This window comes from Cupriavidus sp. LA-1 (assembly GCF_055385985.1).
Genome location: NZ_AP031387.1, coordinates 3,132,324 through 3,155,784, shown reverse-complemented (window position 1 = coordinate 3,155,784; position 23,461 = coordinate 3,132,324). Strand labels below are relative to the sequence as shown.

23 protein-coding genes and 1 pseudogene are annotated in these 23,461 nt (G+C 65.1%); 16 read left to right on the top strand and 8 right to left on the bottom strand.

The genetic code is table 11. From position 1 onward, the window contains the following. Positions 1–54 precede the first annotated feature (54 nt). The gene (locus ACZ5MJ_RS14760) at positions 55–459 is read left to right on the top strand and encodes a nuclear transport factor 2 family protein (protein WP_464220293.1); all 405 of its coding nucleotides are present in this window, start codon (positions 55–57) and stop codon (positions 457–459) included. Positions 460–558: 99 nt separating this feature from the next. Further along, complete coding sequence (locus ACZ5MJ_RS14755; protein WP_464220291.1) at positions 559–1,446, top strand: c-type cytochrome; 888 nt, start codon at positions 559–561, stop codon at positions 1,444–1,446. Positions 1,447–1,449: 3 nt separating this feature from the next. On the opposite strand, the gene ACZ5MJ_RS14750 is transcribed toward ACZ5MJ_RS14755, so the two are convergent. Beyond that, positions 1,450–2,514: an acyltransferase family protein gene (locus tag ACZ5MJ_RS14750; RefSeq protein ID WP_464223731.1), complete on the bottom strand. Its 1,065-nt coding sequence runs from the start codon at positions 2,512–2,514 to the stop codon at positions 1,450–1,452. Between the two features lie 309 nt (positions 2,515–2,823). On the opposite strand from ACZ5MJ_RS14750, the gene ACZ5MJ_RS14745 reads away from it, so the two are divergent. Then, a complete protein-coding gene (locus ACZ5MJ_RS14745; protein ID WP_464220289.1) occupies positions 2,824–3,288 on the top strand; it encodes a (2Fe-2S)-binding protein in 465 nt (154 codons plus the stop codon). 16 nt (positions 3,289–3,304) lie between these two features. Continuing rightward, positions 3,305–5,563 (top strand): xanthine dehydrogenase family protein molybdopterin-binding subunit, encoded by a 2,259-nt coding sequence (locus ACZ5MJ_RS14740; protein ID WP_464220287.1) that lies wholly within the window; start codon positions 3,305–3,307, stop codon positions 5,561–5,563. A gap of 34 nt (positions 5,564–5,597) precedes the next feature. Here the strand turns inward: ACZ5MJ_RS14740 and ACZ5MJ_RS14735 are convergent, their stop codons facing one another. Both ACZ5MJ_RS14735 and ACZ5MJ_RS14730 read right to left on the bottom strand, forming a co-directional pair. Then, positions 5,598–6,401: an anti-sigma factor family protein gene (locus tag ACZ5MJ_RS14735; RefSeq protein ID WP_464220285.1), complete on the bottom strand. Its 804-nt coding sequence runs from the start codon at positions 6,399–6,401 to the stop codon at positions 5,598–5,600. Continuing rightward, positions 6,388–7,020: an RNA polymerase sigma factor gene (locus ACZ5MJ_RS14730; RefSeq protein WP_464220282.1), complete on the bottom strand. Its 633-nt coding sequence runs from the start codon at positions 7,018–7,020 to the stop codon at positions 6,388–6,390. The genes ACZ5MJ_RS14735 and ACZ5MJ_RS14730 overlap by 14 nt, the downstream gene beginning before the upstream one ends. 188 nt (positions 7,021–7,208) lie before the next feature. Between ACZ5MJ_RS14730 and ACZ5MJ_RS14725 the strand changes: the two are divergent. The 3 genes and pseudogenes from ACZ5MJ_RS14725 to ACZ5MJ_RS14715 all read left to right on the top strand — a co-directional run. After that, a pseudogene (locus tag ACZ5MJ_RS14725) lies at positions 7,209–8,097 on the top strand (metallophosphoesterase family protein); the annotation flags it as partial. Positions 8,098–8,100: 3 nt separating this feature from the next. Next, on the top strand, positions 8,101–8,475 hold the full coding sequence (locus ACZ5MJ_RS14720; protein ID WP_464223730.1) for a cupredoxin domain-containing protein: 375 nt from the start codon (positions 8,101–8,103) through the stop codon (positions 8,473–8,475). A 189-nt stretch (positions 8,476–8,664) separates the two neighbouring features. Further along, positions 8,665–8,952, top strand: a complete 288-nt coding sequence (locus ACZ5MJ_RS14715; protein WP_464220280.1) for an ArsR family transcriptional regulator — start codon at positions 8,665–8,667, stop codon at positions 8,950–8,952. Positions 8,953–9,003: 51 nt separating this feature from the next. Here the strand turns inward: ACZ5MJ_RS14715 and ACZ5MJ_RS14710 are convergent, their stop codons facing one another. The 3 genes from ACZ5MJ_RS14710 to ACZ5MJ_RS14700 form a co-directional block, all read right to left on the bottom strand. Then, positions 9,004–9,405 (bottom strand): hypothetical protein, encoded by a 402-nt coding sequence (locus ACZ5MJ_RS14710; protein WP_464220278.1) that lies wholly within the window; start codon positions 9,403–9,405, stop codon positions 9,004–9,006. Between the two features lie 216 nt (positions 9,406–9,621). Further along, complete coding sequence (locus ACZ5MJ_RS14705) at positions 9,622–10,383, bottom strand: pirin family protein (RefSeq protein ID WP_464220276.1); 762 nt, start codon at positions 10,381–10,383, stop codon at positions 9,622–9,624. 88 nt (positions 10,384–10,471) lie between these two features. Beyond that, positions 10,472–11,200 (bottom strand): isochorismatase family protein, encoded by a 729-nt coding sequence (locus ACZ5MJ_RS14700; RefSeq protein WP_464220274.1) that lies wholly within the window; start codon positions 11,198–11,200, stop codon positions 10,472–10,474. A gap of 183 nt (positions 11,201–11,383) precedes the next feature. Between ACZ5MJ_RS14700 and ACZ5MJ_RS14695 the strand changes: the two genes are divergently transcribed. The 9 genes from ACZ5MJ_RS14695 (at position 11,384) to ACZ5MJ_RS14655 (ending at position 21,400) form a co-directional block, all read left to right on the top strand. Next, positions 11,384–12,301, top strand: coding sequence for a LysR substrate-binding domain-containing protein (locus ACZ5MJ_RS14695; protein WP_464220272.1), 918 nt, complete (start codon positions 11,384–11,386; stop codon positions 12,299–12,301). An 89-nt stretch (positions 12,302–12,390) separates the two neighbouring features. Further along, positions 12,391–13,002, top strand: coding sequence for an alpha/beta hydrolase (locus ACZ5MJ_RS14690; protein ID WP_464220270.1), 612 nt, complete (start codon positions 12,391–12,393; stop codon positions 13,000–13,002). A gap of 123 nt (positions 13,003–13,125) precedes the next feature. Then, positions 13,126–14,382 (top strand): glycosyltransferase family 87 protein, encoded by a 1,257-nt coding sequence (locus ACZ5MJ_RS14685; protein ID WP_464220268.1) that lies wholly within the window; start codon positions 13,126–13,128, stop codon positions 14,380–14,382. Between the two features lie 964 nt (positions 14,383–15,346). After that, entirely contained in the window at positions 15,347–15,637 is a 291-nt protein-coding gene (gene groES, locus ACZ5MJ_RS14680; protein ID WP_018312524.1) for a co-chaperone GroES, read from the top strand. A gap of 49 nt (positions 15,638–15,686) precedes the next feature. Then, positions 15,687–17,330 (top strand): chaperonin GroEL, encoded by a 1,644-nt coding sequence (gene groL, locus ACZ5MJ_RS14675; RefSeq protein WP_464220265.1) that lies wholly within the window; start codon positions 15,687–15,689, stop codon positions 17,328–17,330. Between the two features lie 345 nt (positions 17,331–17,675). Next, positions 17,676–18,671 carry a fimbrial protein gene (locus ACZ5MJ_RS14670; protein ID WP_464220262.1) on the top strand — a complete coding sequence of 332 codons (996 nt, stop codon included), beginning with the start codon at positions 17,676–17,678 and terminating at the stop codon, positions 18,669–18,671. 550 nt (positions 18,672–19,221) lie between these two features. Then, positions 19,222–20,460, top strand: coding sequence for a Tad domain-containing protein (locus tag ACZ5MJ_RS14665; RefSeq protein WP_464220260.1), 1,239 nt, complete (start codon positions 19,222–19,224; stop codon positions 20,458–20,460). A gap of 9 nt (positions 20,461–20,469) precedes the next feature. After that, positions 20,470–20,961, top strand: coding sequence for a TadE/TadG family type IV pilus assembly protein (locus ACZ5MJ_RS14660; RefSeq protein ID WP_464220258.1), 492 nt, complete (start codon positions 20,470–20,472; stop codon positions 20,959–20,961). Next, complete coding sequence (locus ACZ5MJ_RS14655; RefSeq protein WP_464220256.1) at positions 20,954–21,400, top strand: TadE/TadG family type IV pilus assembly protein; 447 nt, start codon at positions 20,954–20,956, stop codon at positions 21,398–21,400. Before ACZ5MJ_RS14660 ends, ACZ5MJ_RS14655 begins: the two co-directional genes overlap by 8 nt. 65 nt (positions 21,401–21,465) lie before the next feature. On the opposite strand, the gene ACZ5MJ_RS14650 is transcribed toward ACZ5MJ_RS14655, so the two are convergent. Both ACZ5MJ_RS14650 and ACZ5MJ_RS14645 read right to left on the bottom strand, forming a co-directional pair. Next, positions 21,466–22,251, bottom strand: coding sequence for a metallophosphoesterase (locus ACZ5MJ_RS14650; RefSeq protein ID WP_464220253.1), 786 nt, complete (start codon positions 22,249–22,251; stop codon positions 21,466–21,468). 218 nt (positions 22,252–22,469) lie between these two features. Next, positions 22,470–23,444 carry a type II secretion system F family protein gene (locus ACZ5MJ_RS14645; RefSeq protein ID WP_464220251.1) on the bottom strand — a complete coding sequence of 325 codons (975 nt, stop codon included), beginning with the start codon at positions 23,442–23,444 and terminating at the stop codon, positions 22,470–22,472. Between the last annotated feature and the right edge of the window lie 17 nt (positions 23,445–23,461).

Sequence of the window (23,461 nt, the reverse complement as noted above, 5' to 3'; positions counted from 1 at the left end):
CATGGCCTGACGCCAGGCCCTGCCGGATTCCCAACCCAAGACCAGGAGAATGCCATGTCCGCTGCCATCCAAGCCCAGCCCGCCCCGGTTGCCGATGCCGCCACGCTTGCCGACCGCTACCTCGCGGCCTGGAACGAAACCGACGCCGCGCGCCGGCGCGAGCTGATCGCGCTGGCGTGGACGGAATCGGCAAGCTATGTCGATCCGCTGATGCGCGGCGACGGGCATGCCGGCATCGACGCCATGATTGCCGCGGTGCAGGCGAAATTCCCCGGCTTCCGCTTTACCCGCGTGAGCCCGGTCGATGCCCACGGCGATCACCTGCGCTTTACCTGGGAACTCGGCCCGGCGGGAGAGCCGGCGCTGGTGGTCGGCACCGACTTTGCCACGATGTCCGCCGACGGCCGGCTGGCGCGCATGACCGGCTTTATCGACCGTGCCCCGGCCGGGCTGGCCTGACCGGGGCACGGGCCGCCGCTATGTGGCCCTTCCCACCGACAGCCCCCCGCCCACCGGCTGCAAGCTGCGGCATCCGGTGCGGCGGACAGGGGAAGGCAAATGGCGCGAGTTCTGCGGGCGGTGGCATGGGGGCTGGCCGGCACGGCGGCCGTCGTGGCCGTGGCGGCCTATGCCGCGGCATGGGTCGGCGAGCACAAGGCACAGCGCATTCTCGACGTCAGGGTCGCGCCGGTCGCCATCCGTGAGGACGCCGCCGCCATCGCCCATGGTCAGTACCTGTATGAATCGCGCGGTTGCATGGAGTGCCACGGCGCCGGCGGGGGCGGCAAGCAGGTGATCGACGATCCCGGCGGCCTGCGCGTGCGCGCGCCGGACCTGACGCGCGCCAATCCGGCCATTGCCGCCTACCAGCCGGTCGACTGGGTGCGCAGCATCCGCCATGGCGTGGCACCCTCGCACCGACCGCTGCTGATCATGCCCAGCGAGGACTACAACCGGCTGAGCGATGAAGACCTGGGCGCGCTGGTGGGCTACCTGCGCAGCCTGCCTCCCGGGATGGGGGCACCCGCGGAGATCACCATGCCCTGGCTGGTGCGCGCGCTGTATGGCGTGGGCGTGGTGAAGGACGCGGCGGCCAAGATCGACCACAGCCTGCCGCCGCAGCCGGCGTTGGAGCCGGCGCCGACGGCCCGCTATGGTGGCTATGTGGCCAACGTCTGCATGGGATGTCACGGGCCGGAGTTCCGTGGCGGCAAGATCCCGGGGGCGCCGCCCGACTGGCCAGCGGCGGCAGACCTGCGCCCGGTGCCAGACGGCGCGATGGCGCGCTACGGCCAGGCGTCGGCCTTCATCGAGATGATGCGCAGCGGCAAGCGGCCCGATGGCACGGCAGTGAGCCGCGTGATGCCGTTCGATTCATTCGGGCGTATGAACGATACCGACCTGACAGCCTTGTACCTGTTCCTGGCGGGATTGCCGCAACACTGAGGCTTAACCCCGTGCCAGCCGCCGGCCGGCCGCGATGCCGGGCAGCTCCACCCAGCGGTGCAACAGCAGGGCCAGCGCCAGGGCCAGGCCGGCATCGATGGCAAAGCGCAGCAGCTGCAATGCGGTCTGATCCGGCGTCAGCGCCGGCATCAGGCGCTTGACGCCTTCAATCACGGTAGGGTGGGTCAGGTAGAGCGCGTAGGACAGCTCGCCCAGCCATATCAGCGCGCGTGGCACGCGCAGCATGCCGGTGTGCTCGGCCGCGACCACGCCGGCCAGCAGCAGCGCCGCCGGCAAGCCGCGTCCCGGCAGGCTGAAATCGGGCCCGACCAGCGCCAGCGACAGGGCAAAGGCCGCGCTGCCGACTGCCAGCATCGCCAACGCAAGGGCCGGCGACAGCAGGTGGCGCCAGCGCGCGTAGGCCCACGCCAGCCCGCTGCCAAGCAGGAACTCCAGCACCAGCGGATTGCTGGCCATGGCCAGCCACGGCGCGGCGAACGGGTAGCCCTGCGCGGGATCCGCCACCAGTGTGCCGAAGCGCCACCACGGCAGCACCAGCGTGAACAGGGCGAACAGGCCCAGCACCACCAGCAGCGCGCGCCGCCCGGCCAGCCACAGGCCGAGCGCGAAGGCCGCGTAGAACGCCAGTTCATAGTTGAGCGACCAGCCCACGTACAGCGCCGGATAGCCGTAGTAGGGCCCATGCCCGGCGGAAGTCGGCAGGAATGCCAGCGACGCCGCAAATACCGCCGGCGTGACCGGGTTCAGCAGCAGCGCGTGGATGGCCGACATGGTCCAGTACGGCGGTGCCAGCCGGCAGCAGCGCCGGATCGCGAAGCTGAGCGGGCGCTCTGGCCGGGGCCGGGCCAGCACCGCGACCCAGGCGATGATGAAGCCGCTGATGACAAAGAACACGTCCACGCCGACATGGCCGCGCTTGATCACGTTGCTGGTCAGCCAGTTGAGCACCGGTGCATCGGCGCCGCCCAGCGTGAGCCCGGAGTGGTAGACCACCACGAAGGCAGCCGCCAGCCCGCGCAGGGCCTGGATGCCGTCGAGCCGGGTCACCGATGGCGACTGCGCCGCCGGAGGGTGCGCGGCGGCGGCCTGCGGGGCCGATGCCGTGCCGGCCCCGGGAAGATGGTGTTCTGGAATAGTCGACGGCACTGTTTCAGCGACAGCAATCGGATAGCAGGGAACCCATGAGGGACAGCCGTTCCTTGCACAAAGTTCGTGCAAAGACCGCTGGCGGGCAGGGTAGTGCGCAAAGCGCCCGGCAAGGTGCGGGAAATTGCACTATCCTCACTTGTCCTTTGCGCCAGGCTGCGGCGCACCGGAATGAACCAGCGGGCAACGTACCCAAGGAGTGTCCCCCAAATGACCACCCTTTCCATCAACGTCAACGGCAAGACCCGTGAAGTCGACGTGGACCCGTCCACGCCGCTGCTGTGGGCGCTGCGTGACAACCTCGAAATGACCGGCACCAAGTTCGGCTGCGGCATGGCCGCATGCGGTGCCTGCACCGTGCACGTCAACGGCCAGGCCACGCGCAGCTGCGTGACGCCGGCGTCCGCGGTCGCCGGAGCGCGCATCACCACCATCGAAGGCGTTGCCACCGATAAGGTCGGGCGCGCCGTGATGGACGCCTGGCTCAAGCACGACGTCGCGCAATGCGGCTACTGCCAGAACGGCCAGGTGATGAGCGCGATCGGCCTGCTGCGCACCAAGCCCCGGCCCACCGACGCCGACATCGACCAGGCCATGGCCGGCAACCTGTGCCGCTGCGGCACGTACCAGCGCATCCGCGCGGCGATCAAAGACGCCGCCCGTGCGCTGGCCTGAGCGGGAGGAAACCGATATGCGTATCCGAGGCATTGAAGCCCTGGCAGGCGGCCAGGCCGGCAATAGCGGCGAAGCCCGCCCGAACTCCGGCGTGGCGACGCTGGACCGCCGCAGTTTCCTGAAGCTGACCGGCCTGGCCGGTGGCGGGCTGGCGCTGGGCGTGGCCCCGCTGGCACAGGCACAGGAGGGCGCCAGGCCCAAGGCACCGCCGGCGCCGCCGCAGGCGTTCCTGATCATCGCGCCGGACAACACCGTGACCGTGGCCGTGAACCGGCTGGAGTTCGGCCAGGGCGTGCACACCGCGCTGCCGATGGCGCTGGCCGAAGAACTGGATGCCGACTGGCGCAACGTGCGCGCCGCGCTGGCGCCGGCCGGCGACCCGTACAAGGACCCCGGCTTCGGCATGCAGATGACCGGCGGCTCCACCGCGCTGAATCACTCGTTCCAGCAATACCGCGAACTGGGCGCGCGCGCCCGCGCGATGCTGGTGGCGGCAGCGGCGCAGCAATGGAAGGTTGATGCGGCCAGCTGCAAGGTCGAGCAGGGTGTGGTCACCTCCGGCAGCCATCGCGCCACCTTCGGCGAACTGGCGCCGGCCGCGATGGAAATGCCGGTGCCGCAGCAGGTCACGCTGAAGGACCCGTCGCAGTTCCGCATCATCGGCAAGCCCACGCCGCGGCTGGATGCGCGCGGCAAGATGGAAGCAACCACGCCGTTCGGCATCGACACCCACCTGAAGGGGATGGTGGTCGCCGTGGTGGCGCGCCCGCCGCGCTTCGGCGGCAAGGTGAAGAGCTTCAGCGCCGACAAGGCCCGTGCGGTGCAGGGCGTGCGCGGCGTGCTGCAGGTGCCGGTCGACCGCGGCGGCAGCGGCGTGGCCGTGATTGCCAGCGGCTACTGGCCGGCCAAGATGGGCCGCGACGCGCTCGACATCCAGTGGGAAGACGCGGGCTCGAAGGTATCGTCGCAGGCCCTGTTCGACGAATACGCGAAGCTGGCCGGGCAGCCGGGCACGGTGGCGCGCGCTGGCGAGAGCGATATTGCCGCGGCCATCAACGGCGCGCCGCGCAAGATCGAGGCCGACTTCCGCTTCCCGTACCTGGCGCACGCGCCGATGGAGCCGCTGAACTGCACGCTGCAGGCGGAAATCGCCGGCGGCAAGATGCAGTCGGTCAAGGTCTGGGTGGGCTCGCAGTTCCAGACCGTCGATCAGGCCGCCGTGGCGCGCACGCTGGGGCTGGCGCCGGACAAGGTGGCGCTCAGCACCATGATGGCCGGCGGCGGCTTTGGCCGGCGCGCGGTGCCGACCTCGGACTACATCGTGGAAGCGGCCAACGTGCTCAAGGCCTGGGTCGCCGCCGGCCACACCGAGCCGCTCAAGGTGGTGTGGAGCCGCGAGGACGATATCCGCGGCGGCTACTACCGTCCGCTGCACCTGCACCGCGCCCGCATCGGGCTGGATGCGCAGGGCAAGGTGGTGGGCTGGCAGCACACCATCGTCGGCCAGTCGATCCTGAAGGGCACGCCGTTCGAGCCCTTCATGGTCAAGAACGGCGTGGACGCCACCATGACCGAGGGCATCGTCGAGAACGACTATGACCTGCCGCTGCAGATGTCGGTGCACCATCCGCAGGTGGATGTCCCGGTGCTGTGGTGGCGCTCGGTGGGCAATACGCACACAGCCTTCGTCAAGGAAACGCTCGCCGACGAAATGGCCGCCGCAGCGAAGCAGGACCCGGTGGCGTTCCGCCTGGCGCGGCTCGACGAGAAGAAGCACGCGCGCCACCGCGCCGCGCTGCAGCTGGCGGTGGACAAGTCCGGCTACGGTAAGCGCAAGCTGCCCAAGGGGCATGCCTGGGGCGTGGCCGTGCATGAGTCGTTCAACACCGTGGTCGCCTACGTGGTCGACGTTTCAGTGGTGAAGGGCGAGCCGCGCGTGCACCGCGTGACCGCCGGCGTGCATGCCAACCGCGTGGTCAACCCGATGTCCGCCGAGGCCCAGATCCAGGGCGCCTGCGTGTTCGGGCTGGCCATGACCAGGCCGGGGTTTGCCATCGAGATCGAGAACGGCGCCGTGAAGAACAGCAACTTCCCGGACTATCCGCCGCCGCGCATCACCGATGCGCCGGTGGTGGACGTGTTCTTCGTGCCCTCGCAGGAGAACCCCACCGGCCTGGGCGAGCCGGGCGTGCCGCCGATCGCGCCAGCGGTGGCCAATGCGCTGTTCACGCTGACCGGCAAGCGCCAGCGGCAGCTGCCGTTCGTGATGGCGTAACCGGGCCAGGCAGGATGACCGGCGGCGGCGCGCACTATGGCGTGCCGCCGCTGGCCACGCGCCATGCCTGGCTGAAGCGTTGCAGGTCCGCCGCCGAGGCATCGGTCACGGCCCAGTAGTCCATGCCGCCCGCTTGCCAGTGCGTGATCTGGTAACCCTGCCGGGTCAGGGTGCTGTCGAAGTCCGGCGCCGCCTCGCGCGCGCCCGCGCCGCGCAGCACGAAGACATCGATCGGATGCTGGTTGCGCCGATAGACCAGCACCGCCACCCGCTGCCCGCTCAGGTAGTCGAGCCGTCCGCCAACCAGCGGAAAGCCCTCGGCCGCCATGTCATGCACCGGCGGCGCGTAATCCAGGCGTCCGTTGAACCACGGTTTGACCGTGTGGCGATCGGTGGAAGCCACGTCGATGGCGTGGTCGGCGATCAGCGCACGCACGTGGCTGGTGACGATTTCACGCGCCATGGCGTCTTGCGGGGAATCCTGCAGCATGAACGAGGTCAGCCCGAATGCCAGCGAGGCTACGGTCAGTGCCGCCAGCCCGGCATTGGCGGCCGGGCGCCAGGCAAACCACTCGAGCCAGCGCGGACGCGATGCCGGGGCAGGGGCAGGCACGGCGGCCGCGGGCAGCGCGGCCGCAATCCGGGCGCGCAGCGCGGGGCTGGCACGATGATAGGTCGCGCCTTCCCGTACGGCCGCGCGCAGCGCGCGCAGGCGTCCCAGTTCAGCCGTGCATGCGGCACATTGCGCCAGGTGCTGCTCCAGGCGCAGGCTTTCCGCCGCGCCGAGTTCGTCATCGGCGCAGGCAGGCAGCAATTCGCATGACTCATTGCAGTCCATGACCTGTCTCCCCGGCGGGGTGCGGTGCCGGCGCCAGCGCACCGGATGGTGTGCGAGCATGCGCCGGCCCTTGTGCCGTGCTCCCGTGTTGCAGCGCGGTGACCGCCGCCGCCAGCATTCGCCGCCCGCGCGCGAGCCGCGACATGACCGTGCCGATGGCGATATCCGCGACGTGCGCGATATCGCGGTAGGGCAACTCCTCCAGTTCGCGCAGCACCAGCACTTCGCGGAACGCTACCGGCAACTGCTCCAGCGCCCGGTGCACCAGCCGCACGTTTTCCTGCCGCAGCAGCCACTGCTCGGGGTCGTCCCGGCCATCGTGCCAGGCCGGCAGGGGCTGGTTCTCGTGCAGGTCGTCATAGCCGCACACCTCGCCGGCCGATTTGCGCTTCTGGCAGGTGGTGAACCACGTATTGCGCACGATGGCCAGCAGCCACGGCCGCGCCTGGTCGCCACGGAAACTGCCGAAGAGCCGGTAAGCGCGCAGGAAGGCCTCCTGGACCACGTCGTCGGCCTCGCTGGCGCTGCCCGACAACCAGCGCGCGAGGTTGTAGGCGGCATCCAGGTGCGGCAGCACCAGATTATCGAAGCGGCGGCGTTCGTCGGATGCGTGATCCATGCGTGCCCTGGTCGGTTTGTGCGCAGGCGCCGGTGACGCTCGTCGCGGCGCGTGTGCGGGGTATACCGGTGTTCCATGCAGTTTATTCCCGCCGCGCCTGAATTTTTCGCGGATCCGAATTATCGGGAATAAAACGGTTCGCAAGCCGGTATGACAAGAACCCCCCTGTGACCATGGACGGAGGCACCATGAATACACTGAAGCGACGCGATTTCCTGAGGCTGGCAGGCGCTGCCGGAGGCGCGGTGTTTGCGTCCGGACTGCCGGGCTGGGCCTTCGGGCGCGATGAGGACTTTTACTTCGTGCAGTTGTCGGACTCGCACTGGGGCTTCCAGGGGCCGCCCAATCCCGATGCGCGCGGCACCCTGCCCAAGGCCGTCGCCGCCGTCAATGCGCTGCGTCAGCCGCCCGACTTCATCATGTTCACCGGCGATCTCACCCACACCACCGACGATCCGCAGGAACGGCGGCGGCGCCTGCGCGAGTTCCAGTCGGTGATTGCCGCCCTGGAGGTCAAGACGGTCCACCTGATGCCGGGCGAGCACGATGCCGGCCTCGACGCCGGCGCAGCCTACCAGGAGCTGTTCGGGCCGACGCACTACACCTTCGATCACAAGGGCGTGCATTTCATTGTGCTGGACAACGTCTCCGATCCGGCCGGACGGGTCGGGGATGCACAGCGCGCATGGCTGGCCGCGGACCTGGCACGGCAACCGAAGGGGGCGCGCATCGTGGTGTTCACGCACCGTCCGCTGTTCGACCTGTATCCGCAATGGGACTGGGCCACGCGCGACGGCGCGCAGGTGATCGATACCCTGATGCCCTATCCGAACGTGACCGTGTTCTATGGCCATATCCATCAGGAACATCACCACATGACGGGCCATATTGCGCATCATGCCGCGCGCTCGCTGATGTTCCCGCTGCCGGCGCCCGGCTCGCAGGCGCAGCGCCTGCCACCGCCCTGGGATGCCGCGCAGCCCTATCGCGGCCTGGGCTGGCGCGAGATCGAAGCGAAAGCGGCGCCGGGCTCGTTCGAACTGGCCGAGCAGCCGATCGTGACCTGAACCGGAGCCTGTCATGAGGATTTCATCGATGGTCGGGCGGCGCACTGCGCTGGGCTGGATGCTTGGCCTCGGGGCGGCCATGCTGGCCGGCGCCAGCCGCGGCGATGCGGCGGCGCCGCGCGTCATTCGCGTTCACGCGCGCAAGTTCGTCTTCACCCCGAACCGCATCCCGCTGCGTGCCGGCGAGGCGGTCGTATTCGAACTGACTGCGCAGGACGTGATCATGGGCTTCAGCGTGCCGGATTTCGGCGTGCGTGCCGACGTGCCGCCAGGCGTGACCGTGCGTTTGCCGGCAACGGCGCCAGGCAGCGGCAACTACGGCTTCCTGTGCGACATCTTCTGCGGATCGGGGCATGAGACCATGAACGGCGTGATCGAGGTCACATAGGCGCCGCGGGTCGGATCCATGGCGAGCCCGCGTGCGTGACGGTCGGTGTTGTAATCGCGCAGCCCGTGGGCGGGCCTATTGCCTTTGCCCTGCGAGCCGCGTAGAACGTTGGAGAACGGCACCTGGAGAGGGCCGGCAGCCGCCCGCTGTGAGCGGCGGCGCACAACGCCAGAGGACCGAGGTGTGGCCATGGAGACCCAAGAGAGCGCGTTGACGCTTGCCCTGATGACCGAACCCGCGCGCGCCACGATCTGCCGCGCGCTGCTGGACGCCGGCGAGGACGGGCTGCCCGCCTCGGCACTGGCGCAACTGGCCGGGCTGAGCCTGCCGCGTGCCGCACACATGTTCCAGGAACTGCTGCAGGCCGAAGTGGTGGCACTGTCCATCCGCGAACGCCAGGTCTGCTACGTGCTCAAGGCCCGGCGCGCAGTGCGCGAAGCGCTGGGCTATATCGACAGCAGCGGCCTGGCCGACTGATCCTCGCGGGGTGGCCGGGCGGGCCCGGCCATCATCATGCAATGGCTGATGCTATTGCTTCGGCGCAGCCATTTCCTCCTTGGCCGTTGCGTCCGCTGCCTTGTTCTCGACCTTGCGTTCCTGTCTGGCAGCGCCGACTTCTCCCTTGTACTCACTCTTGGCTGCCTTCTTCTTGGCCTTGTACTCGGCGGCCGCCTTCTGGCGCGCCTCGCGGCGCTCGACCAGCGGATCCTTCGGCGGCTGGATCTGGGTCATGCCGGGTGGCACGCCCTGGCCACCGGAGGGGCTGGCCGCGGTTGCCGGCATGGCCGGCATTCCCTGGGCAGCAGGCGCTGCCTGCGTGTTAGGGGTAGCGGTGGTCTGCGCAATGGCCGCGGCACCGCAGAGGCCTGCCAGGCCTGCCGCAATCACGCTGGCAATTCGGGTATGGCGAGCGGGCTGTTTCGGATCCATGGAATACCTCCAGGGTTATTGTCGAAAGCGCCGGCGCGTGGGCCGGGGCGCGACGTATGCCGCACAAACCTGCCAGGACAGGTCCGGCGACAAGCCCAGTCTAGGCGGCAGGGCCAGGTTGCGCTGTCAGGCATACGCCGATGAATCGTCGGAATTGCTCCTACAAGCCTGCCGCTGCGTGACGGCGGCGACGCGCTCGCGCACCTGCCCGGGTGGTCAGCTTGCGACCCCGACCGGGGCGCCCGACATCAGCACAAAATGGCTGTCGGTTGCGCTCGTGATTGCGAACCGCGTGCTGTCGCGAGGTGTCTGGATTGCCAGCGCCTGCCCCGCTGAAAGCCGGACCGTCTCGCCATGCAGAAGAATCCCGGGGTCGCCGGCGAGTACGTAGAGCCATGTGCTCGCGTGCAGCTGACCCGAGAAGTCAAAGGTCGCCCCACTGTCAAAGAAGCAGTCAAGCAGCAGGAACTCCTGCGGGAGGGCGATGGGGGATGCAAGGTTGCCGAGCTTGCCTGCTGCGACACGGACCCTCAGGCCAGCCTCGACCAGCGCTGGAATATCCTCGGAGTTCAGGTCGATGGCGTACGGTGACGCCGATTTCAGTTCCTGCGGAAGCTCGACGAAGATTTGCATCCCATGCGTTTCGGCACCCGCGGTCGCCGGCCATTCGTCGTGGACAGCGCCGCTGCCTGCGACCATCCAATGGAGCGCGCCCGGCCGAATCGGGCCGAAGTTTCCGATGGAGTCTCGGTTCTGGTGCGCGCTGGTCGAATCCTCGAAGACATAGGTGATGGCAGAGAATCCGGCATGAGGATGCGGCCCGAAGGTAGGCGCCCGCATCCGGAAGTGGTCGACCATCAGCAAGGGATCGGGCGTGCCGTTCTTGCGATTGAAATTCAGTGCATCAAAATGGTCGCCGATAACCAGCTCGTTTCCTTTCACGGGACCGGCAATCTTCACATCATCTGCAGCATGCATGGTTCGAACCTCATATGGCCGTGAACGTCTTCGGGGAGGTCCGGCGGATCAGCGTCACAGCGCCCTTTTCGCCGAACCCATTTCAACCTCACTTGGCTGCGCTGTTCTTGAGCTGCCATACCAGGCCGGCGAAGGGCATGTCGAGGTCGGCGTAGACCTGCTGCGCTTTCGGATCATTGTTCCCGTGCAGCATCTCCACCCCGGCCGTGGCGTAGTCGGTCACCGTGATGCCGGCGGTGGCCAGGCGCTGCAGTCCGGCAGTGCGCTTGGCATCGCTGAACGTACCCGATGCGTCCAGCACCACGCGCGGATCGTAGCCCGCTGCCTTCAGCGTCAATGCCGGGAACGTGGCGCAGACCTCCAGCGACACGCCGGCAATCAGCACTTGCTTGCGGCCGGTCTTTTCAATGGCAGCCCGAACCTTCGGGTCATCCCACGCATTGATTGCCGTACGGTTGATCACCGGCACCCCGGGAAGCGCGGCAGTCAGTTCGGGAATGGTGGGGCCCCACATGCCGTCCGGCATCGTGGCGGTGACCACCACCGGAATCCCGAGCGTCTTCGCCGCCTTGGCCAGGCCCACCACATTGTGCTTGAGCTGGCCGAGGTCAATGTCGCGCACGCCGGTGAACAGACCCACCTGATGATCAACCAGCAGCAGTACCGTGTTGTCCCGGGACAGCAGGGAGGATGCCGCGCCGGCAGGGGCCGCGGCATTGCTGGCGGGGGCGGCGGTAGCCACGCCCGTCATGGCAGCGGAAGTGGTGACAACGGCCAGCGCGAGAACCGTGGCTTTCAGGAATGAATGAAGTTTCATGATCGATAAAACCCTTGATGGTTGGAGAAGGCCGCGACGTATCCGCGCCGCCCGTTACCGTCCGGTACATCACGTGACCGGGTTGAATCCATCATAGGTAGGCAACGACAAACGATAAATATGGTATATAGCAACCTATCGTTTCCGTCAGGAAACGATGCCCGGTGAAAGCGAGCCAATGCCATGCCTGTCGATCTGAACGATCTCTACCTCTTTGCAAAGGTGATCGAGCACCGCGGCTTCACCGCTGCAGGCGAGGCCCTCGGCGTCAGCAAGTCGCACATTTCACGGCGTGTAACCGGCCTGGAAAACACGCTGGGCGTCCGGCTGCTGCAGCGGACTTCCCGTCGGCTGAGCCTGACAGATGCCGGACAGGAGCTGTTCGACCATTGCCGGGCCATGATTTCGGAGGCACAAGCCGGTGAAGAAGCGGTTCGTCGGCGAACGGCCGAGCCGACCGGGCTGGTGCGGGTCAGCGTGCCGGTTCCGCTGACCGACACCGTGCTGGCCAGGCTGGTCCCTCGCTTCATGCAGCGCTACCCCAAGGTCCGGCTCGCGATCCAGGCCAGCAACCGGCAGGTCGACCTCGTCGAGGAACATATCGACGTGGCAATACGCGGCCTGGGCATGGAGATGGAATCATCCAGCCTGGTGCAGGCTCCCCTGTGTACCGCTCGCTGGGGGCTGGTTGCCAGCCGGGCGTATCTGGCGCGGACCACCGTGATCGACTCGCCCGAAGCGCTGCCGCCTGGCGACTTCCTGATGTATGCCTCGATCCATGAACCCACGACCGTCTTGCGCCTGGTCTGCACGACCGGCGACGTAGCCACCCGGCCGATCCAGCCGCGCCTGCAGAGCGACAATATCGCCTCATTGAAAGAAGCGGCGATTGCGGGGATGGGTATCGCGAGCTTGCCCCTCTATGCCTGCCGCAGCGAGATCGAGGCGGGAACCTTGTCCGTCTTGCTGCCGGACTGGCGGCCTCGGGAGGGGAGGCTGGCGGTGCTGTTTCCGACCCGCCGGGGCATGATGCCTGCCGTGCGTGCCCTTGTAGACTTTCTGAAGGACGAGCTGCCGCGGGAGGTCAGCCTGGCAGCTTAGCGCCTGTCTGAGTTGGTTGCGCCATGGCGAGTCGCTAGGTGGCTACGTCATGGACGATGCTTCCGGCTTCCATTCGTATCAGGATTCTCATGCGCGACGGCTACAAGGTTTCTGTCGTACAGCAGCCGGAAACCTCATTCGACGATGACGTGAAAGCCACCACCCGCGTGATCGAGGCGCAGGACGGCCCCAGCATCCTCGTTGGCCACAGCTACGGCGGTGCAGTCATCACCGAAGCCGGTAACCATGACAAGGTCGCTGGCCTCGTCTACGTGGCTGCATTCCAGCCTGACACCGGAGAAAGCCCGCTCGACCTGACCAGGAAGATGCCGCCCGCCACCCAGGCCATCAAGCCAACCCCCGATGGTTACCTGCACTTTGACCCGGCGTCCTTCCACGCAGACTTTGCCGCCGACGTGCCCGCCGCTGACGCCAGGTTCATGGCGATCTCGCAGGTAATGCCGGCCGCGCAGTCATTCGGAGTTCCCATTAAACAAGCCGCCTGGAGGACGAAGCCGAGCTGGGCGGTCGTGGCCACAGCGGACCGCGCGATCAACCCTGACCTGGAGCGCTTCATGACCACGCGCGCCGGCAGCAAGACGATCGAGATCAAGAACGCCAGCCACGCTGCTTACATCTCGCATCCGGCCGAAGTGGCGAAGCTTATCCAGCGGGCCGCCACGCATTCCGGCAAGGACTGAAGAAGGGGCGTGAAGCGCCGCCTCAGGCCGGCGATCTGGTCTGGGCGGCCAATTTCCCGCCCATTGCGATTTCGGGCTGGGCTACACTGGCAAAAAATGCAAAGCTCGGACAGGGGGGTACGCATGGACGTCACCTCAAAAGTACGCACAACGCCTGCGCAGCGGGGTTCCTATTGGCTAACGCCGCTCCGCGTCAAGATTTACTGTGCGGTCGCCATTTTTATCTCTTTCGGTTGGCTAATTAAGCTCGGCATTCATTATTACGTTCTTCACGACGTGCCGATGCTATTTTTCGCATCAGACTTTGCCGTCTTTTGGTCAGCGGCGCGGGTCGCCTTTGAACACGGCGGCGCAGCCGTATTTTCGCATGACCTTATGCGCGCAGTTGAAATGTCGGTTCGCCCGTATGGCGACTATAGCCCGTGGCCCTATCCGCCGACATTCTTACTCGTCGTCTTTCCTCTCGGCTTCCTGCCGTTCAATCTCGCGCTTACGGCGTTCTTTACATTCGGCGCTGCCGCGTACGTCGCTTTCATCCGCCGTATCGCCAAACCGTTTGACGCAATAGCCTTCCTGCCAATCGTTGCATTTCCTGGTTTGTTCTTTGTCGTTCTCTATGGCCAGAATTCATTGATTACGGCGGCGCTCTGCGCGGCGGCGCTTATGTTTTTGCCTCATCGGCCCGTGCTTGCAGGCGCGTTCATCGCGTTATTAGGAATCAAGCCACAGTTAGGTATCCTAGTCCCACTTGTTCTGATAAGCGGTTGTCATTGGCGTGCGCTCGCGTCCGCCATCGCGTTTTCGTTGCTTTTTTGGGGGGCAGCCATCCTCGCGTTTGGCACGGAAACGCCATTCGCGTTCTATCGGGCCGCATCAGCTTTTCAGAGTGTGTGGGTGGCCGGTAACGCAAATATGTGGCCGCTCATGCCAACGGTCTATGGCGTACTGCGAATATGCGGAGTGTCGTATATAACGGCTTATGCGCTTCACGTCACGGCAGCGTTGTTCGTCGTCAGTGGGGTCACATGGTTTTGGTCAAGACCAGCGCGCTACACGCTCAAGGCGGCGGCGTTCGTCTGCGGGACCCTTTTCATTCAGCCATATATGGGGTTCTACGACCTTGTCTGGTTGGCAATTGTCATTGCGTTTCTCGCCGTGGATATGCACGAACACGGCGCACGTCCCGCAGAACATGCATTGCTCGTCGTCACTTGGCTAATGCCATTGCAGGCATTCGCCGCATTGCGGTTTCCTATGGTTCTTCAATGGACGCCTGCCGTCCTCATCATGCTATTGGCCGTCATCATTAGGCGGTACCTGCGCACCACTGGGCAAGCCTCAGTAGCTTGCCGTCAGCAAGCTTCGCAAACAAGGTGTTGAAAAAACAGTCGGTGCCATCAAAAGCGCCCAACGAAGCTTGGCGGCCCTAGTCCAGCTAAGTCCCGGTCCTCCTGCTCGCGCGTCCCCCGTTCAGGTATCTTCATGTCAGGTTCGAGGCGCTGCGGATTTCCTCCAAGGCCTCACCTAGCGGGGCATTGCTGGGGTGGTCGAATGCGGCGGTGTCGCGAAGCTTGAGGCGGATTGCGTGGCATGGGGTCCCGCACGTTCAACGGCGAGGTCGGACCATGCATAGCTGCGTTCTTCCAACTCGTGCGAGCCCAGCCACTTCCAGTCGCCTGGAATTTGCCAACGCGTCGCGTAGCTGAAATCTGCCGAGGTCGTTGCGGGCCTTGTCGATGTAGGCGCTGCTGGGCACATCCCGATGCTCGTAGCCAGCGCTCGACGACCGAGGGATGCCAAGTGGGTGGCTTGCGCATGGCGCTGGGGTCCCGTTTCAGCGACGGCTTCGAAGTCGCTGTGGACCATGTTTGCGAACTGCCTTACTTGGTCAGGGGCGGCTGGCTGCAACGCGTGCAGCCACCGGGAAGCGAACGTAGTCCTGCTTGGCCGTTGCCATGTGCTTCTCCTCAGTGGTTTACCCGCCAAGTTTAGATGTGACCTCTAGGCGGTTCCAATCGAGGTATAGCAGGGCTGGCTTCATAGACCGGCCCGAGGGCGGAGTACCTAACTCATTGAAAAATATGGGAAGAGTGGCGAAATGGTGATCTAGGCAGTTCAGAGTTGGGTGAATAAGGTTCAAAGTTCAGTGAATCTCGATAACCCCCCTCGGGAAAACCCGCATCACCCGCCTGTCTTGAAATGCCCCTACCCCGTCCCTATAATTAGCACTCGTCAGGGGTGAGTGCTAACAGCCTCCTGCGACACCTGAACATTTCTGACGGCCGTCGCCTCGGTAGCCGGCCGATTTGTGATTAAAAACTCACTTTTGTATCTAGGAGTCCGTATGAATCTGCGTCCTTTGCACGACCGCGTGATCGTGAAGCGTCTGGACAACGAAACCAAGACCGCGTCCGGTATCGTGATTCCCGACAATGCTGCCGAAAAGCCCGATCAAGGCGAAGTGCTCGCCGTCGGTCCCGGCAAGAAGGATGACAAGGGCAACAACATTGTCCTCGACGTCAAGGTGGGTGACCGCGTGCTGTTCGGCAAGTATGCCGGCCAGGCCGTGAAGGTGGAAGGCCAGGAACTGCTGGTCATGCGCGAAGAAGACATCATGGCCGTGGTGAACAAGTAATCCGTTACTTGCAGAACCCCACCCGTACAGAATTCAGGAGAATCAGAACATGGCAGCAAAAGACGTAGTGTTCGGCGACGCCGCCCGTGCCAAGATGGTCGAAGGCGTGAACATCCTCGCCAACGCAGTGAAGGTGACGCTGGGCCCGAAGGGCCGCAATGTGGTGCTGGAGCGCAGCTTCGGCGGCCCGACCGTGACCAAGGACGGTGTGTCCGTGGCCAAGGAAATCGAGCTGAAGGACAAGCTGCAGAACATGGGCGCCCAGATGGTCAAGGAAGTGGCTTCCAAGACCAGCGACAACGCCGGTGACGGCACCACCACGGCTACCGTGCTGGCCCAGTCGATCGTGCGCGAAGGCATGAAGTACGTTGCCGCCGGCATGAACCCGATGGACCTGAAGCGCGGCATCGACAAGGCTGTTGCCGCTGCCGTGGAAGAGCTCAAGAAGGTCAGCAAGCCCACCACCACCAGCAAGGAAATCGCCCAGGTTGGCGCGATCTCGGCCAACAGCGACACCTCGATCGGTGAGCGCATCGCCGAAGCCATGGACAAGGTCGGCAAGGAAGGCGTGATCACGGTTGAAGACGGCAAGTCGCTGGCCGACGAGCTGGAAGTCGTGGAAGGCATGCAGTTCGACCGCGGCTACCTGTCGCCGTACTTCATCAACAACCCGGAAAAGCAGGTTGTCCAGCTGGACAGCCCGTTCGTGCTGCTGTTCGACAAGAAGGTTTCGAACATCCGCGACCTGCTGCCGGTGCTGGAGCAAGTGGCCAAGGCTGGCCGCCCGCTGCTGATCATCGCTGAAGACGTCGAGGGCGAAGCCCTGGCGACCCTGGTGGTCAACAACATCCGTGGCATCCTGAAGACCGCTGCCGTCAAGGCCCCGGGCTTCGGCGACCGCCGCAAGGCCATGCTGGAAGACATCGCCATCCTGACCGGCGGCACCGTCATCGCTGAAGAAATCGGCCTGACGCTGGAAAAGGCTACCCTGAACGACTTGGGCCAGGCCAAGCGCATCGAGATCGGCAAGGAAAACACCATCATCATCGACGGCGCCGGCGACGCAGCTGCGATCGAAGGCCGCGTGAAGCAGATCCGCGCCCAGATCGAAGAAGCGACCTCGGACTACGACCGTGAGAAGCTGCAAGAGCGCGTGGCCAAGCTGGCCGGCGGTGTTGCCGTGATCAAGGTTGGCGCTGCCACCGAAGTCGAAATGAAGGAAAAGAAGGCCCGCGTGGAAGACGCCCTGCACGCCACCCGCGCTGCGGTGGAAGAAGGCATCGTCCCCGGCGGTGGTGTGGCCCTGCTGCGTGCCCGCGCTGCGATCTCGGCACTGACCGGCGACAACGCCGACCAGAACGCCGGTATCAAGATCGTGCTGCGCGCCATGGAAGAGCCGCTGCGCCAGATCGTGCTGAACGCCGGTGAAGAAGCTTCGGTCGTCGTTGCCAAGGTCATCGAAGGCAAGGGCAACTACGGCTACAACGCGGCTTCGGGCGAGTACGGCGACCTGGTGGAAATGGGCGTGCTGGATCCGACCAAGGTTACCCGCACCGCACTGCAGAACGCTGCTTCGGTGGCTTCGCTGATGCTGACCACCGATTGCGCAGTTGCCGAAACGCCGAAGGAAGAGTCGGCTCCGGCAATGCCGGGCGGCATGGGCGGCATGGGCGGCATGGAAGGCATGATGTAATTCATCGCCGACCGACTGCCCTCACGGGCAGGCTGTCAAAGAAAAACCCCCGCGGGTGCGAGCCCGCGGGGGTTTTTCTTTCCGGGCAGCACGACGTTCACGCCCTGGCAGGCATGGGAGCCGAAAATTCCCACCCCAATCTAAGGGTTGCCTTATTTGTGGCGCGGAAGGCGCTGGCTACATTTTCAGTCGCCGCCGATTGAATGCGCCGGCAAATTCCGGCTCAACCCACCTCATTGCCTGGCTGCCATGGAAAACAGAATCACTGCATCGCTACGACGCTGGACGGTTCATGCAACGGTGTGCACCAGGCGCGTGCCTTCACTGCTTGCTGGCGTGGCACTCATGTTCCTGGCATCCGCCCAGGCCCATGCCGCGTGCTCGGGGACCACCGTGACCTCGCCCTTCCTGCCGTCCACGGTCAGCATCAGCAAGACCACCGGCATCGGCCAGGTGATCTCCAGCGCCACCATCACCGTGACAGTGACGTGCGACGACACCGGACTGCGGCAACCATCCATCACTGGCTGGGCCCTGAACTACACGCCGCAGGCGCCGCTGGTGGCGACTTCGATCTCGCAGCAGACCTTTGCCACCGCCATGCCGGGGCTGGGCTATCGCATGTATCTGCCTGATGGCAACCTGATTGCACCTACCAGCTACGGCACCAACGGGGGCGACAATTTTGGTGCGAACTGCATGGGACCCGCCGTGGGCGGCGTTGCCTGCACGATGCCCTTGGGCGCCTCGACACGTTCGTTCCGCTTCCGGCTGGACCTGGTGCGCACCGGTACGGCACTGACCAGCGGCACGTTCAGCGACAGCCTGGTGCGCTTCGGCTACCAGGACAGCTGGACGGGGAGCTCGGGACCGGGGCCGGGCACGATCCAGTTCGGCGAGGAGATGACTTCGCCCGTGACCTTCCGCTTCATCGCGCCAAGCTGCAAACTCAGCGCCGGCACGGCAAACCAGGTCATTACCTTGCCCAGGATCAGCGCTTCGTCCCTGCCCACGGTCGGCTCGACCGCGGGCGCGACGCGCTTCGGGCTCAATCTTGAGAATTGCGTCACCCAGTCGATCGTCACCATGAACATCAGCGGCGATGCCACTGCCGTGGGCAGCGTCCTGCAGAACCACGGCTCGGCGCAGGGCGTTGGCGTGCAGCTGCTGAATGGCGGCCCGGCGGGCACCCCGCTGCCGCTCAATACCGATGTCGGCATGGGCAATGTCGGCGCGGCGACGACCATGTCCATTCCGCTAGGGGTGAGGTACTACCGGCTTGGCACGGTCACGCCCGGCACGGTCGACAGCGTGGCAACGGTCAACTTCAACTACAACTGAGGGGCGCGCGCGGAGAAGGCCGGGGGCTGGCTCTGACGCGCGTCAGACGTCGGCTTCCTCTGCTGGCCCCGCACTGACGGAACGCTGTCTGACCGCCGCACGCGTGAGGCTCAGCTTGTGGGCCGAGGTATGAGTCAAATCTGTAACGCTTTTGCTGCGACAGGAGACCTCTTGCCCCTTGCTTGTCGGGCTGAGCAGGCACAGTCAGCCGGTTTTTGATCCCGGCAAGTGCTCTTGATCGCACCATTGCGCCGAACTATGCCAATTTGCGTTGCCTGTGAGCTCGAACGGGGCATCGCCGGACCGGGCCATCAATATCCCGGCGCACCGCCCGACGTGCTCCCTCCGGGCTGTGTCCCTACATACTGATTCCGCCATAGGGCCGATACCAATTGCCGCTGGCGTGACCAAGAATGCTTGTACGAAGCCGGCTATTGGGATGTTCCCAACGTAGCCTGCCGGTGGCCCACGTGTCGCTGGCAGCCGTGGAGCCTGGCTATGACAGCGGACCCGCGCCGGGTGCTCTGTCTCCTATCCAGGGGCGAAGCTTATGTCCAGGTATAGCAAAAAGAAGGCTAAGGGGGTCATTCTGCCGATTGTGGGACTGATCCTGGCCGTGTTGCTCGGCATGGCCGGACTGGTCATCGACCTCGGCGCGATGTTTGTCGCGAAGACGGAGCTACAGTCCGCCGTCGATAGCTGCGCGCTGGCGGCGGCGCAGGAACTCGATGGTGCGACGGATGCCCTGACAAGGGGTACGAATGCCGGACTGACTGCCGGGAACGCCAACAAGGTGCAGTACCAGAAGACCTCCGCGGCCATCGTCGATACAGACGTCACCTTCAGCGATACGCTTGGCGGCTCCTATAGTTCGACCTTTGCGCCGGTGGCGAAGGCGCGCTATGCAAAATGCAGTCATGCCACCTCGGGGATTGCGGCCTATCTGATCCAGATGGTCGGAGGTCCAACCAGCACCAGCGTCGCCGCAGTCGGTGTTGCGACCCGGACCCATGCTCAGAGCACTTGCCCGATTCCGGTCGGCCTGATTCCCAAACCGGCAACCAGCTCGCCCGATTATGGCTTCACGGCTGGTGACTGGGTAACCGTGCTTTATGACGGCACGAAGTCGCCGACCCCTGGGGAGATGGGCTGGTTCAATCTTGATGGATCCAAGAACGCCAACGAGACAAAGAACGAAATGGCCATCGGATACTGCAACTCCAAGGTCAACGATACGGTTGGAACCCCCGGCGCCAAGGTCGCGGTGGACGACCAGTGGAACAGCCGCTTTGGCATCTACAAGAACAACGGCGACATGACGCTCTTGCGGCCGGACTTTACGGGTTACGCGTATACGAGTACGAACTGGCCGAGCGGCAAGCAGGCATATTCCGGTTCGTCAGGCGGGACCGATCCCACAGCGGTCAATTTCAAGGCGAAGCGGCTCGCATACGCGAGCTATGCGGACACCAGCACCGATGTCAAGGTCGGCGATACGATCACCGGTCTGAATATGAAGGGCGGCTACAGTACCCTGGCGGCACCAGGTAGTACCGGAGATTTTGCAAAACTGGGGATGAGCCGCCGCCTGGTGATCGTGCCGGTCGTCTCGACCGCCTCGAAAGTCCTGGATTTCGCTTGCATGCTCATGCTCCAGCCGATCAGCGGGCCTACCGTATCGGTCCAGTTCGAATATCTGGGCAATGCCGCATCGATCAGCAGCCCGTGCACGACGAATGGTCTCGCCGGCGGGAATTTCGGCCCCATGATTCCGGCCCTTGTTGAGTAGGGGAAATCGATGAAGAAGCGACAAAAAGGCGTGGCGCTCGTCGAGCTCGGCATCACCATCTCCTTGCTGCTGGCGATCTGCTTTGCAGTCACGGAATTCGGCCGGGCCATCTACACATACAACACGCTGGCGAAATCGGTTCGTGACGCGACGCGCTACCTGAGTACGCAGGCCGCGGGCAGCGCGGCCGCACACGCCACGGCGCAACAGCTGGCGGTGTACGGTACGCCGGTAGCCAGCGCCAACCAGCCGACACTGGTGCCGGGCCTGACCACCGCCATGGTGAGCATCTGTGATGCGGCCAATCCGGCATGCACGTCGAATATGGGCCAGGGCAGCAATCCCGCCATCAACACGGTAACGGTCCGAATCTCCGGCTATACGTTTACGCCGATCCTGGACCTGCTTGGATTTACCCGCTTCTATGCCGGTGGCAACGCTTCTCTTACCTCGATTCCCTTCAGCGATATCTCAGCGACGATGAGGCAGGCTTATGAATAGGCGCGAAAGAGGTATGGCAGCGGTTGAGTTCGCCCTTGTGGCGGTGCTCTTCTTTTCCTTGCTGCTTGGCATACTTGAGTTCGGGCGGGTGCTGTACACCTGGAATGCCGTCGCGGAAGCCACCCGGTGGGGAGCGAGGCAGGCGGTAGTCTGCGGCCGGGGATCGTCGTCAGTGCTCAGCCGTATGCAACAGATTCTGCCAACCATCCAGGCCAGCAACGTTGCTGTCAACTGGTACGACTCCAACGGAATCAGTGCCAGTTGCGACAGCACGTCCTGCACGGGGGTCTCCGTCAGCGTGGCAGGATTGGCTATTTCCCCGGTATCTCCGGCGTCCTGGGTCGGCTTTAACAACCTGGCTGTACCCGGTTTCCTGACTTACCTTCCGCGGGAAATCATGGGGCAGGATGCGGGGAGCAGCACTGTCTGCGGCACTTAGGACGCGGGCCAGGGACGCCCCCGCCGGCGCGAGCCGGCGGGGGCGTTTTGCTGCCAGCGCCGCCATCAGATGTCCACCACGCAGCACCAGTCGAAGCGCTGGTTCTCCAGCGCGCCGGTGCGGCGGCTGACATAGCCGCGTGGGTTGCAGACCACGCGCGAATCGTCGAGGCAGTAGTCGAAGCTGGTGTGGGTGTGACCGTGGATCCACAGGTCTGCCTGAGCCACCAGGTCTGGCCGGCGCGACAGGAAGCCACCCGAGACCAGGTCATGCGCATAGCGCGGGTCCAGGCTGCCCAGGTCCGGCCCGTGGTGGGTGACCACCACGGTCTTGCCTGCGTAAGGTTGCGACAGTTGCGCTGCCAGCCAGCCGGACGCCGCCGTGTGACGCGCCAGCGCATCCTGGGGCGTGAAATGGCGCAGCCGGCCGTCGTCGCCGCCGAGCTCGATCAGCCGGTGGTCCAGCATCACTGCCGCGCAGGCCTGCATCGCTTCCTCGCGCCGGTCGGCACCGAACAGTGTGTAGTCCGTCCACCAGGTCGTGCCGATGATGCGCACGCGGCCGCGCTCGCCGTCGAACTCGGCCACCGAGCCGTTGAGCAGATGTATCCCCGCATGCGCCGCGGCGGCGTCGGCCATCAGCCGGTCCACGGCGTCGAAGTTGCCTTCGTAGTACTCGTGGTTGCCGGGCACGTAGACTACCGGCTGGCTGAACGTGCGGGCAGCCCAGTCGATGCCGTCGCGCCCGTTGGCGATATCGCCGGCCAGCACCACGATGTCGGCATCGCAGGCGGGTACGGACTGCGGCAGGTTGTGTTCGATGTGGAGGTCGCTCAGGATGCGAAGCTTCATGGGGACTCCGAACGCGAGCGCGGCTCGCTGCATGGGCCGCCGCGGCGGCAGGCGGACTGCCTGCATTCTTAAAGAGGCGGCCGGTCAGGTCAAGTCCCAGGGCGTCCGGCAGGAAAACCGCAAGCAAAAAGGCCCGGAACCAGTCCGGGCAAGTGACTGTCTTGCCGGCATTGCACCGGGAGACAGCCGGGGGAAACGTTCGCGGTTTCCCGTGAGTATCAACCGCCCTGTCCGGTCATGGTCGGCAGCAGGACGCGATAGATCTGGATGAAGGCGGGCCCGAGCAGCACCAGGAGCAGCGACGGGAAGATGGTGAAGATCAGCGGGAACAGCAGCTTCAGCGCAATCTTGGCGGCCTGTTCCTCGGCGCGCATGCGGCGCTTGGTGCGCAGCATGTCGGACAGCACGCGCAGGGACTCGCCCAGACTGGTGCCGAAGCGATCCGCCTGGACCAGCATGGAGGCAAACTTGTCCACGTCTTCCACACCGGTGCGCAGCGCCAGGTTGGTCAGCGCTTTCTCCTTGGAGAATCCCGACCGAAGTTCCAGCAGCATCAGTTGAAGTTCGTCGGCAAGCACCGGGCAGCGCAGCGCCAGCTCGTCGGCCACTCGCATCAGCGCGGCATCGAGCCCGAGGCCGGCTTCCACGCAGACGGTCAGCAGGTCGATCACGTCCGGGAACTCTTCAAACACCGTGCGCTGTCGCAGCGAGACCTTGCGTGCCAGCACAACGTTGGGCAGGTAATACCCGATCGCGCCGAGCAGCGCCAGCAACGCGAACATGATGCTCCGTTCCTGCAGCTCGGGCTGTCCGGCAGTTGCCAGCAGTCCGATCATCGGCAGCGCAATGGCCAGCACGGTCTTGGCCGCGAAATACAGCGGCGCGGCACTGGCGCCGCGCCAGCCGGCGTTCATGAAGCGCACGCGCAGCTGCGAGCCTTCCCAGCCTTCCTTGGGCAGGGACAAGCGCGACACGGGCTGGGCCCATTGCACCAGTTTCTCGATCAGCGCATGCTGCCGGCCGGCGTCGGTTCCGAGCGAACCCGCCTGGCCCGCGATCTGCTCCGCCCGGCCGCGCAAGCGGTTGGGCGAGAACACGTAGAGCACACCGAGCACCGTGCCGAATGCCGCCACGAAGATCAGCGCGAGCACGACAAGCTGGTCGGCCTGAAACCCCTGGATAATGCCTTGCATGATGGTCTCCCGTCAGG